Source organism: Brevundimonas sp. DC300-4, assembly GCF_049897365.1.
In the GTDB taxonomy this organism is placed as follows: domain Bacteria; phylum Pseudomonadota; class Alphaproteobacteria; order Caulobacterales; family Caulobacteraceae; genus Brevundimonas.
On the sequence record NZ_JAFCWC010000007.1, the window covers coordinates 105,009 to 117,239 of the forward strand.

Annotated in this window: 8 protein-coding genes; all 8 read left to right on the forward strand. The window is 66.3% G+C overall.

The annotated features are described in order from the left end of the window. Positions 1-114 precede the first annotated feature (114 nt). Positions 115-1,545, forward strand: a complete 1,431-nt coding sequence (gene murC, locus ACP7AZ_RS12470; RefSeq protein WP_426038962.1) for a UDP-N-acetylmuramate--L-alanine ligase — start codon at positions 115-117, stop codon at positions 1,543-1,545. Continuing rightward, positions 1,542-2,453: a UDP-N-acetylmuramate dehydrogenase gene (gene murB / locus ACP7AZ_RS12475; protein ID WP_426038963.1), complete on the forward strand. Its 912-nt coding sequence runs from the start codon at positions 1,542-1,544 to the stop codon at positions 2,451-2,453. The genes murC and murB overlap by 4 nt, the downstream gene beginning before the upstream one ends. Before the next feature lie 24 nt (positions 2,454-2,477). Then, complete coding sequence (locus tag ACP7AZ_RS12480) at positions 2,478-3,416, forward strand: D-alanine--D-alanine ligase (RefSeq protein WP_426038964.1); 939 nt, start codon at positions 2,478-2,480, stop codon at positions 3,414-3,416. After that, positions 3,404-4,297: a cell division protein FtsQ/DivIB gene (locus tag ACP7AZ_RS12485; protein ID WP_426038965.1), complete on the forward strand. Its 894-nt coding sequence runs from the start codon at positions 3,404-3,406 to the stop codon at positions 4,295-4,297. Before ACP7AZ_RS12480 ends, ACP7AZ_RS12485 begins: the two co-directional genes overlap by 13 nt. Positions 4,298-4,330: 33 nt before the next feature. Further along, entirely contained in the window at positions 4,331-5,668 is a 1,338-nt protein-coding gene (gene ftsA, locus ACP7AZ_RS12490; RefSeq protein ID WP_303696296.1) for a cell division protein FtsA, read from the forward strand. A 182-nt stretch (positions 5,669-5,850) separates the two neighbouring features. Further along, positions 5,851-9,111 (forward strand): TonB-dependent receptor domain-containing protein, encoded by a 3,261-nt coding sequence (locus tag ACP7AZ_RS12495; RefSeq protein ID WP_426038966.1) that lies wholly within the window; start codon positions 5,851-5,853, stop codon positions 9,109-9,111. Positions 9,112-9,353: 242 nt separating this feature from the next. Further along, positions 9,354-10,901 carry a cell division protein FtsZ gene (gene ftsZ / locus ACP7AZ_RS12500; RefSeq protein ID WP_426038992.1) on the forward strand — a complete coding sequence of 516 codons (1,548 nt, stop codon included), beginning with the start codon at positions 9,354-9,356 and terminating at the stop codon, positions 10,899-10,901. Positions 10,902-11,081: 180 nt separating this feature from the next. Then, positions 11,082-11,981 (forward strand): UDP-3-O-acyl-N-acetylglucosamine deacetylase, encoded by a 900-nt coding sequence (lpxC, locus tag ACP7AZ_RS12505; RefSeq protein WP_426038967.1) that lies wholly within the window; start codon positions 11,082-11,084, stop codon positions 11,979-11,981. Positions 11,982-12,231: the final 250 nt, after the last annotated feature.

Sequence of the window (12,231 nt, forward strand, 5' to 3'; positions counted from 1 at the left end):
GGTCCGTCTGGTCTCTGGTCGTTGTTCGTTTATCCCGACAGAGATCGCCCACGTCGAGAGCGGAAGTGGGGCAAGGCTCGTGCAAATCGAAATCGGCATGGCTATGACGCTTCCATGATCGCTCGCCTTCGCCCCATACCCTTCGACCTCGGCCCTGTGCATTTCGTAGGCATCGGCGGGATCGGCATGAGCGGCATCGCCGAGATCATGCTCAAGATCGGCTATTCGGTGCAGGGCTCGGACGCCAGGTCTTCGGCCAACACGGAGCGGCTGGCGGCCCTGGGCGCGAAGATTTTCATCGGCCATGACGCCGCCCATGTCGGCGAGGGCGTCTCGGCAGTCGTCTATTCGACGGCGGTCAAGGCGACCAATCCGGAGATGATGACCGCGCGCGAGCGTCGCATCCCCCTGGTCCGCCGGGCCGAGATGCTGGCCGAGCTGATGCGGCTGCAGTTCTCGATCGCGGTGGGCGGCACCCACGGCAAGACGACGACGACCTCCATGGTTGCGGCCCTGCTGGACGCGGCCGGGCTGGACCCGACGGTGGTCAACGGCGGGATCATCAACGCCTATGGCACCAACGCCAAGGTCGGTGACGGCGACTGGATCGTGGTCGAGGCGGACGAGTCGGACGGCAGCTTCCTCCGCCTGAAATCCACGGTGGCCATCGTCACCAACATCGACCCGGAGCACCTGGACCACTACGGCGACTTCGACGCGGTGCGGAAGGCGTTCTGCGACTTCGTCGAGAACATCCCCTTCTACGGCTTCGCTGCCGTCTGTCTCGACCACCCCGAGGTCCAGCGGCTGGTCGCCCAGATCGATAACCGCCGGATCGTGACCTATGGCATGAACCCCCAGGCCATGGTCCGCGCCGACAACTGCCAGATGAGCCCGGACGGCTGCCGGTTCGACGTCCTGATCCAGGGACGTGGCCAGGCCGCGCTGGAGGAGCCGGTGCGGATTACCGGCCTGCACCTGCCGATGGCCGGCTGGCACAATGTCGCCAATGCCCTGGCCGCCATCGCCGTGGCGCGGGAGCTGGACGTCTCGGATGACGCGATCCGGTCAGGTCTGGCGGCGTTCGCGGGGGTCAAGCGGCGGTTCACGACAACGGGCGTGGTGGGCGGCGTGCGGATCGTCGACGACTACGGGCACCATCCGGTCGAGATCGCGGCCGTGCTGAAGGCCGCGCGTCAGGTCGGGGAGGGGCGGGTCATCGCCGTGGTCCAGCCGCACCGGTTCACCCGGCTGCGTGACCTGATGGACGAGTTCTCGACCAGTTTCTCGGACGCCGACAGCGTCATCGTTGCCGACGTCTATGCCGCGGGCGAGGCCCCGATCGAGGGCGTGGACAAACAGGCGTTGGTGGACGGCATCCGCCGCTACGGCCACCTGCGCGTATCGGCGCTGGAAAACGCCGCCGTCCTGCCACGCGTGATCGCCGAGGAAGCGAAGGCGGGGGACGTGGTCGTCCTGCTGGGCGCGGGCGACATCACCGCCTGGGCCTATGCTTTGCCGGCGCAACTGGAAGCGTTGGCATGAGCTGGCGTGACGCTCTCCCCTCCGTGCGCGGCAAACTCCTGCGAGACGAACCGCTTGGGCCGTTCACCTGGTTCCGGGTCGGCGGGTCGGCGGATGCACTGTTCATCCCGGCTGAGGCCGACGATCTGGCCGCATTCCTGAAGGCCATCGACCCCGCCGTGCCTGTCATGGTGCTCGGCGTCGGCTCCAACGTCATCGTCAGGGACGGCGGGATCGAGGGCGTGGTCATTCGTCTGGCCGGTCGGCCCTTCGCCGGGATCACCGCCGGGGGCGACACGATCACGGCCGGCGCCGGCGCGCTGGACGCCATGGTCGCCAAGGCTTCGGCCAGGGCCGGGCTCGCCGGTCTGGAGTTCTATGCCGGAATACCGGGGACCGTCGGCGGCGCCCTGACCATGAACGCCGGCTGCTATGGCTCGGAAACGAAGGACATCCTCGTCTCCGCCTGGGGCCTGACGCGGACCGGAGAGCGGATCGACTACGCGCTGACCGACTTCGGCTACACCTACCGCCACTCCGAGGCGCCCGCCGACATCATCTGGATCGAGGCGGTCTATCGCGGCACGCCGGACGCGCCCGAGGCGGTCGCCGCCCGCATCGCCGAGATCACGTCTCGCCGCGAACAGACCCAGCCGATCCGGGAAAAGACCGGCGGCTCGACCTTCAAGAACCCGCCCGGCCATTCGTCGTGGAAATTGGTCGACGAGGCGGGCTGGCGCGGAAAGCTGCACGCCGTCACCGGTGGGGGCGCGAAGTTCAGCGAGCTGCACTCCAATTTCATGATCAACCCGGGTGAGGCGACCGCCGCCGACATCGAGGGATTGGGGGAAACTGTCCGCGCCGACGTTCAAAGTAAACTCGGCGTAAACCTCGAATGGGAGATCAAGAGGGTCGGCCGACCCCTGTAACCGCAGAACGCTCCCAGAACCCAGATGAACCGTCCCTTGTCAGAGCTGCACGTCGCCGTCCTGATGGGCGGACTGTCCTCCGAACGGGACGTGTCGCTGTCCTCGGGCGAGCAGTGCGCCAAGGCCCTGGAAGGGCAGGCGGCCCGCGTCACCCGCATCGACGCCGGCCGCGACCTGGCCCAGGTGCTGGCCGAGCTGAAGCCCGACGTCGTCCTGAATGCGCTGCATGGCGAATGGGGCGAGGACGGCTGCGTCCAGGGCATCCTCGAGACGCTGCAGATCCCCTACAGCCACTCCGGCGTCCTGGCCTCGGCCCTGACGATGGACAAGGACAAGACCAAGGCCGTGCTGGGCGCGGCAGGGGTCAAGGTGCCGGGCGGCGGGCTGTTCGACCGGCGCGAGGTGGCGCGTCGCCACGTGATCGAGCCGCCTTACATCATCAAGCCCAATGCCGAGGGGTCGTCGGTCGGCGTCTATCTGGTGCTCGCGGGGGCCAACGGCCCGCAGACCGAGGTCGGGGCCGACGACTGGACCTATGGCGAGATGGTGATGGTCGAGCCCTACATTCCGGGCAAGGAACTGGCCGTCGCCGTGATCGGCGAGGCGACCGGCCCGCGCGCGCTGACCGTCACCGACATCACCCCGGTGAAAGGCTTCTACGACTACGAGGCCAAATACGCGCCTGGCGGATCCGTCCACAAGCTTCCAGCCGATCTCCCCGCTAATGTTTTCGAGGCCGCGCTTCGGGAATCCGAGCAGGCGCATGCCGCACTGGGGTGTCGGGGCGTGTCGCGGACCGACTTCCGTTATGACGATGTTAAGGACGAACTGGTCCTTCTGGAGGTCAATACCCAGCCCGGCATGACGCCGACCTCTCTGGTTCCGGAGCAGGCCGCCTACGTCGGGATGAGTTATCAAGATCTGGTCCGGTGGATGGTGGAGGACGCCTCATGCCCGCGGTAGTTCGCGGCGGTCGGCGCGCGAATGTCGCGCCTGCGCCCAAGCGAAGCGGCGGTCCGAAAGGGCAGGGCGGGCGCTCGCGTGGAGGCGCGCCTCGCAATGCCGGCGGCGTTCCCGGCAAGATGGCTGCGCTGGGCAAGCTGGATCTGACTCCGCGCGCCGTTATTCTTTCCATCTGCGCGGGATTCGGCGTTCTGGCCCTGGTGCTGGCCACCGGCGCCCGAGCCGAGCGCATCGGCCAGTCGGTCACCCACGGCATGGACCAGATCACCACCGGCATGGGGTTGAAGCTCCGTCGGGTGCACATCACCGGCGCCTCGGCCGAGGCGACCCCCGCGATCCAACGCGCGCTGAACGTCGAGGCAGGCCAGCCGATCACCAGGCTGGATCTCGGTGCGCTGCAGGCCAGCATCCAGGCCGTCGGCTGGGTCAAGGAGGCGCGCGTGGTACGACTGTTGCCCGATACCTTGATCGTCGAGGTCAAGGAACATGACCGCCTGGCCGTGTGGCAGGCCGGCGGGCGCGTCTTCGTCATCGACGGAGAGGGCCGCGCCATTCCGGGCGCGGACGCCGGACGCTATCCGGGCTTGCCCCTGGTCGTCGGCGTCGGAGCGGACAAGGCGGCGGGCGACATCCTGCCTCTGCTGACGCAACGTCCCCGGCTGATGAGCCGGATCGACGCCTTGGTGCGAGTCGACGAGCGCCGCTGGGACCTGCGACTGAAGGACGGCGGCATCATTCAGCTGCCGGCCGTCAAACAGGAGGCGGCCCTGATCCAGCTTGACGCCCTGGACCAACGCGAGCGGCTGCTGGAGCTGGGCTTTTCCCGCATCGACCTCCGAACCGAGGGCCAGGTCGCGGTCCGGCCGGGCGCCGGCGTCTAACAACACACAGTTTCGAGTAGGGCGGCAGGCATCATGGCGGGCAAGAAGGCGGATCCGACGACAGAAGCGGCCAGAAACGACGGCCGTGCGGCCGCGCGCGCGCCCGTGGTCGCTGCGCTCGATCTGGGCCAGTCCAAGGTTGCCTGCTTCATCATGAAGCCGGACGGCGTGCGTCACGCCGACCGGACCATCCGCGTCGCCGGAGCCAGCCACGTCCAGTCGAAGGGTGTGCGCGGCGGGGCGATCGTCAACATGGACGAGGCCGCGCAGGCCATCGGTCACGCCGTCGAACGCGCCGAGCGCACCGCGGGCGCTCCGGTCTCCGGCGTTATCGTCACCACGGCCATCGGCCAGATGGCCAGCCATCGGGTACAGGCCCGCGTCTCTCTCGGCGCCAACCCGGTCAGCGACGCCGACCTGGCCAGGGCCATTGGCATGGCCCTGGCCCAGATACGCCTGCCTAACCGGAGGCCGATCCACGTCCTGCCCATCGCCTGGTCGGTGGACGGCGCACGCGGAGTCCACGACCCGCGCGCCATGCGCGGGCATTCGCTGGGCCTTGACCTGCTGGTCGTATCGATGGCGGAGGGGGCCTTCGCGTCCTTGAGTCACTGTCTGGAACTGGCGCACCTCGACCTGCAGGGCGTCGCCGCCGCGCCGGTGGTCTCCTCGCTCGCCTCGCTGGAAGAGGACGAGATGGATCTCGGCTGCGTCTGCATCGACATGGGCGGCGGTTCGACCTCTGCTGCCGTGTGGGGCGGCAGGTCCTTGCTGCACATCGAATCACTGAATGTCGGCGGCGATCATGTCACGGCCGACATTGCGCGCGGCCTGTCGACGTCCAGGGCCGGCGCCGAGCGACTGAAGACCCTGCACGGCTCGGCCATGGCCAGCGCCAACGAGGACCGCGAGATGCTCGAAGCCCCGCCGCGCGGCGAGGACGCCGGGTCTGGTCCGGTCATCGTGCCCCGGGCCATGCTGAAGACGGTGATCGCGCCGCGTGTTGAAGAGACCCTCGAACTGCTGCGCGACCGCCTGAGGAACGCCGGCGTCGGCCTTGAACCGGGCGCGGGTCTCGTGCTTGCGGGCGGAGCCAGTCAGTTGAACGGTGTGCGGGAGCTCGCTATTCGCGTTTTCGACCGCCCTGTCAGGCTCGGCCGTCCCCAGCGGGCGCCTCACCTGGCGGACTCGGCGGCGGGCCCGGCCTTCTGCTCGGCGGCCGGCGTCCTGTTGCGCGCCGCCTATGGTCCTCGCGAGGCTGTTTCCGCCAGAAAGCTGATGTCGCGCCAGATTACGGCTGCCGACGCCCCGCGTGTTCAGGGCGGAAATCTCGTAGCCCGGGCAGCCGGCTGGTTACGCGACAACCTGTAGAAGATTCGGGCTTCAAACCTTCTGTGTCCTTGGTGTGTCTGAAGTGTAACAAATCCGAGTTCCGATTGCCGCAGTCGCGCCCCAATGGTTGCCGTGGCGCAATTCTCTGACTAGCAACGCCCCTGAACGGTCAGACTCGCAGAAGTCTGCCGCGCGTCATTCAGTCATTGGGGCCAAGCACCATGCTATCCACACGCAAGTATCTCTTCGGAACCACCATCCTCGCGGGCGTTCTGACGCTGTCCGCCCCGGCGTTCGCTCAGTCGACCCAGCCGGCGCAGGACGAAGAATCCGTCCAGGTTGAGGAAGTCATCGTCACCGGGTCGCGTATCCGTCGCGATCCGACCACCGCCCCGACCCCGCTGATCCAGGTGAACCGCGAGACTCTGCTGACCACCGGTCAGAACACGGTCATCGACTACCTGGCCACCATCCCGGCGCTGTCCAACTCGCAGGTTCCGTCCGACACCGTCGGCTCGCTGAACGCGGGCGGCCTGTCGCTGCCGAACCTGCGCTCGCTCGGCGCCGGCCGGACCCTGACCCTGGTTGACGGTCGTCGCCACGTCGGTTCGCCGCAGGGCTCGCTGGCTGTCGACGTCGACACCATTCCCCGCCTGCTGATCGAGTCGGTTGAGATCGTCACGGGCGGCGCCTCGTCGGTCTACGGCGCCGACGCCGTCTCCGGCGTGCTGAACTTCGTTCTGCGCAAGGACTTCGAGGGTCTCGAAATCGACGGCCGCTGGGCCCAGATCAACGACGGCGGCCAGGATGCACAGCGCATCTCGGTGCTGGCCGGCAAGAATCTCTTCGACGACCGTCTGAACGTCTACGCCTTCGGCGAGTACGAGAAGCTGGACGAAGTTCTGTCCGGGGACATTGACTGGCTGGCTGAAGGCTGGGGTCTGGTCGGTCGCGACGCCGATCCGGCCGCAACGCCTTACGACGGCATCCGCGACGCCGAACTGTACCGCGACCGTCGCGGCCTGCAGCTGCTGCGCTGGGGTCAGGTCACCCTGGCCAACAACTACCAGCCGAGCGCTCTGAACAACCCGAACAACGTTCCGCTCGCGAGCTGCAACAGCACCGCGAACTTCACGACCGGCTCCTGCTTCAGCGTGGCTCCGGGCCGGACCTATGTGTTTGAAGGCACGACCGCCCGTACCGCCAACTTCGGCGACTGGGTCGCCCTGACCGGCACCAACCGCACGGTCAATGTCGGCGGCGACGGCGAAAACCCGAACACCATCTTCAACGTTGACTCCACCCTGCCGCAGTCGGAAAGCGCCCGCTTCCAGGTCGGCGCCAACTTCGCCATCACGCCCGACATCAACCTGTACGCCGAAGCCAAGTACGTCGATGAAACGACCGACCTGGCGACCGGCTATTCGTTCGGCGACATCTATATCGGCGACCTCACGCCGCGCACCAACTCGCAGCAGATCCTGAGCACCTCGGCCTATATCACGCAGACCGACAACGCCTTCCTGCCGACCAATCTGCGCGATGCGATCCTGGCCAACCGGGTCACCATCTATGGTCCCGCTACCGCTAACGCGCCCGGCCCCGTCATCGGCACCGCCGCTGCTCCGTTCGCTCGCTACAGCGCCTGGCTGGTGGATCGCCCGCAGCACAACGAACGTCAGCTGCAGCGCTACGTCCTGGGTCTGAACGGCAATGCCGGTGACATCTCGATCTTCAAGAACGTGGACTGGGATATCGGCTATACCTATGGCCGCGCGGACAACCACAACGAAGAGAACGGCCTCGACATCGCCCGCTTCTCCTACGCCATGGATGCGGTGCGTAACTCGTCCGGCCAGATCGTCTGCCGCGTGCAGGCTCTGACCGCAGGCGGCGGCACGGTAACGAACCGCAACCCGAACGTCGGTGGAACACTGACCTCCGCCTCGCCGGACGTCGCCCAGTGCGTGCCGATCAACGTCTTCGGTCTGGGCAACCAGTCGGAAGCCGCCCTCAACTACGTCCACGCCGGCCTGCAGTTCGACCAGAAGAACGAGCAGCACGACGCCCTGGCGTCGGTCGCTGCACAGCTGTGGGACTTCTGGGGCGCCGGCCCGATCGGCATCGCCCTCGGCGCCGAATATCGTAAGGAATCGACGGAAGGCGGCGGTCGTTCGGCCTCGCTGGGCACGACCTACGCCCAACTGAACGGTGGTGCTGACTTCCTGGCCGCCGAGTACGACGTCAACGAGTTCTTCGGCGAACTGTCGGTCCCGCTGTTCCGCGACAGCTGGCTGGGCGACTATGCCGAGCTGTCGGGTTCGTACCGTACGTCGGACTTCTCGAACTTCGGCAAGAGCGACGTCTATGGCGTCAACCTGGTCTATCGTCCGACCGAAGAACTGGCGTTCAAGACCAGCCTGAACACCTCGGTTCGCGCTCCGAGCCTGGGCGAAGCCTACGCACCGTTCACCCAGACCTTCCTGCTGTTCACCGATCCCTGCGCCACGGCGAACATCCAGGCGGTCACGGACACGACAATCCGCAACAACCGCGTCGCCAACTGCGCCACCCTGGCGGCGCAGTTCGGACTGACGTTCAACTTCGTCGATCCGACGGCCACGAACGCCTACCGTCCTGACTATGGTTCGAGCGTTGCCGGCCGCAACGGCGGCAACCCGCTGCTGAAGCCGGAAGAGTCGGAGTCCTTCACCTTCTCGACCGTTCTGACGCCCAACTTCGCGCCGAACCTGTCGATCGTCCTCGACTACTACGAGATCCAGATCGACAACGTGATCGCCGCCGTTTCGGCAGGCACGGCCGCCAACAACTGCGTCAGCGGCCCGACCCTGAACAACAACGCCTGCGCCACCCTGACCCGCACGGGCGTGAACGATCCTGTCACGCCGCGTGACGATCGCTTCCTGCTGGTCGACTTCATTCAGAGCTCGATCAACTACGCCAAGCGCACCGTTCGCGGTCTGGACTTCACGGCCAACTACCGCTTCGACACCGACGAAATGCTCGGCCACAACTGGGGTGTGTTCAACTACGCCCTGAACGGCTCCTGGCTGATCGAACAGAAGAACTTCAACAACATCGACAATCCGGCCGACTTCACGGCTTCGGAAGGCGCCCTGTTCTTCCCGCGGGTTCGTATGACCTCGCAGCTGAACTATCGTCCGATCGAGTCCCTGACGCTCGGCTGGACCGTGGACTGGCAGACCGCCCAGAACATCGTCCTGCCGCGCAACTTCGTTGCCAACGCCGACTCGCGTGATCCCGCCTACCTGGACTCGGGCAACTTCACCCGCCACGACTTCTCGGCCAGCTACAAGGTTCGTGACGATCTGACGGTTCGCGCTGCCGTCACCAACGCCTTCGACGCCGAACAGGCCCGTTGGTTGGGTTCGACCCTCTACTCGAACTTCGATCCCTACGGCCGTCGCTTCTCTCTCAGCCTGAACTACCGCCCCTGGTAAGGGGTTCGGTCAGAACCAAAACGGAAAGGGCGGCCCTCGGGTCGCCCTTTCTTTTGGCCGAAAACCAGATTTTTGCCGTCACGCTTGGGGACAGGGCTGGCCAGTCGTCCGACTCACGCTATCCGGTAACCTTCCCTTAACGACGGTGAGCGATCCTTAACGCGCTCATAACCAATGCGGATCTGCGGGGACTTCGCGCTGGACGTTCAAGGGGCAGGGTCGGAAAAAAGGTCGGTTTGGATATGTCTCTCTCGCTGGTGCGGCCCTCGGCCACGGAACTGAAGCCCCGGATCGTCGTCTTCGGCGTCGGCGGCGCAGGCGGCAACGCGGTCAACAACATGATCGACGCCGGCCTCGAAGGGGTCGAGTTCGTCGTCGCCAACACCGATGCCCAGCATCTGTCATTCGCCAAGACCGACCGCCGCATCCAGTTGGGTGAGACCATCACGCAAGGCCTGGGCGCCGGCGCCCATCCCGAAGTCGGCATGAACGCCGCCGAGGAGTCCGCCGACGAGATCCATGCGCACCTCGAGGGCGCGCACATGATCTTCATCACCGCAGGCATGGGTGGCGGCACCGGAACCGGTGCGGCGCCGATCATCGCCAAATGCGCCCGCGATCGCGGCATCCTGACCGTCGGCGTTGTGACCAAGCCTTTCACCTTCGAAGGCCGTCACCGCATGCGTCTGGCCGAGGCGGGCATCGCGGAGTTGCAGCGCTACGTCGACACCCTGATCGTCATTCCGAACCAGAACCTGTTCCGCGTCGCCAATGAGCGGACGACCTTCGCCGACGCCTTCGCCATGGCCGACCAGGTGCTGCACTCGGGCGTCCGTTCGATCACCGACCTGATGATCCTGCCGGGCCTGATCAACCTTGACTTCGCCGATGTGCGCGCCGTGATGTCCGAGATGGGCAAGGCGATGATGGGCACCGGAGAGGCCTCCGGCGACGACCGCGCCCTGCTGGCCGCCCAGAACGCCATCGCCAACCCGCTGCTGGACGAGACGTCGCTGAAGGGCGCCAAGGCCGTGCTGGTCAACATCACCGGCGGTCTCGACATGACCCTGCTGGAAGTCGACGAGGCCGCCAACGCCATCTCGGCTGAGGTGGACGGTGACGCCAACATCATCTTCGGCGCAGCCTTCGATCCGGCCCTGGACGGCAAGATCCGCGTCTCGGTCGTGGCCACCGGCATGGACGAAGTCGCCACCGCCAAGATCGAGCCGGCCACTACGCGCCAGACCGTCTTCCATGATCCGCGTCATGCGGCTCCGGTCGCCGAGGCGCCCCGTGCGCGCGAGCCTGTCCGCCGCGAGCCGGTCCGCGCCGAAACCTATCGTGCGCCTGAGCCCGCGCCCGTCGTCCCGACCTTCCAGATGCCCGAGCCCGTCGCGCGTGCGCCTGAGCCCGTCATTCACGTCGCTGAAGAGCGCACCCTGACGCCGATCGTCGATCCGTGGGTCGAGGCCTTCGAATCCGACCAGGGCCGTCAGCCCGCCGCCACCGCCCAGGCTGACCAGGGCGACCTGTACATGGACCGCGCCCCCGCGGCCCCACAGCCCGCCGACTACGACGAACCGGTCTACGACGACCGCGATCATCGCAAGTCCGGCTGGAGCCTGTTCGGCAAGAAGCCGCGCGCCCAGACCGCCTACGCTCCGGCGGCGACCGCATCGCGCGGCCAGCCCCAGATGCGTCAGACGGCTCAGCCTCTGCCGGAAGCCGAAATCGCGGCCGCCGAGGATGATCTTGAAATCCCGTCGTTCCTGCGTCGTCTGGCCAACTGATCCGGCGCACGAACGCAAGACGCCCCGGGGAAACCCGGGGCGTCTTGCGTTACGGTCAAGGTTAAGGCGGCGGAAACAATTCGAAACCCGACTTTGGTTTTCGCCTTGCTGCACTGCAGTTAGGGATCGATCTTCCGCTCATGCGTGCTTCCGCACGCCGGGCGTCCAGTGGATTAAATCTTGCCGCCACGCCCCGATCATCGCGAACGGACGCTGATCGCCCCCGCCATATGTGCGGGCGTGGGTGTGCACACCGGGCAGCGGGTTCGCCTGGCCATTCGTCCGGCGCCCACCGGAACGGGCATCGTCTTCGTCCGCACGGATGTCACGGATCGTGACAATCGCATTGTCGTGTCCGGCGACGTTGTGGTCGATGCGCGGCTGAACACCATGATCGAGAATGCGGCCGGGGTTCAGCTATCGACCATAGAACACCTCATGGCCGCCTTCTGTGCCCTGGGCGTGTCCAACGTGATCGTCGAGGTCGACGGGCCCGAACTTCCGATCCTGGACGGTTCGGCCCTGCCGTTCGTCCAGTTGCTTGACCGCGCGGGCTTCCGTCGCCAGGAGGCCCCGGTCCGCTACATCGAGATCCTTGAGCCGATCCACGTCACGGACGGCGACAAGCATGCGGCCCTCTATCCCTGCGACCGCTATGAGATGCGGTTCGAGATCGATTTCGACAACCCCGTGATCGGCAACCAGGTTATCGATTTCGTCGTCGACGAACAGACCTTCCGCGACGAGATCATGGCCGCACGCACCTTCGGCTTCGCCCATGAGGTCGAGGCCCTGCGTCAGGCCGGTCTGGCGCGCGGCGGTTCGCTGGAGAACGCGGTCGTCATCGACGGCGACGACATCCTGAACCCCGGCGGCCTGCGCATGGAGCGCGAGTTCGTGCGTCACAAGGCGCTGGACGCGATCGGCGACCTCTATGTCATGGGTGCGCCCTTGCTGGGCCGGTACGAAGGCTACAAGGCCGGTCATGCGGTCAACAACCTGCTGGTCCGCGCCCTGTTGGCCGCCCCCCACGCCTGGCGCGAGGTGGTTCTGGAGCCGCAACTGGCCCAGGTCGGCTAGGGCTCCCCGGCCTAAGAATTTATTCCCTATAACGTCTTGCGCTGGACGCCGTCCATGTCCATCTGCATGGGCGGTCGTTGACAGGGCTGATCCGCTCCGGGCCGGGGAGGGCGCGACTCTGTCGACTCTGTCGACTCTCTTTTCCGGAGTCGCATAGGGGATTTCGCCGGGGCCGAATCCGATCGTAAAACCACTCACACTTTCCGGGATCAGGCCCTAGTGTCCCGGCCAATCGTGATCTGGAGTTTCG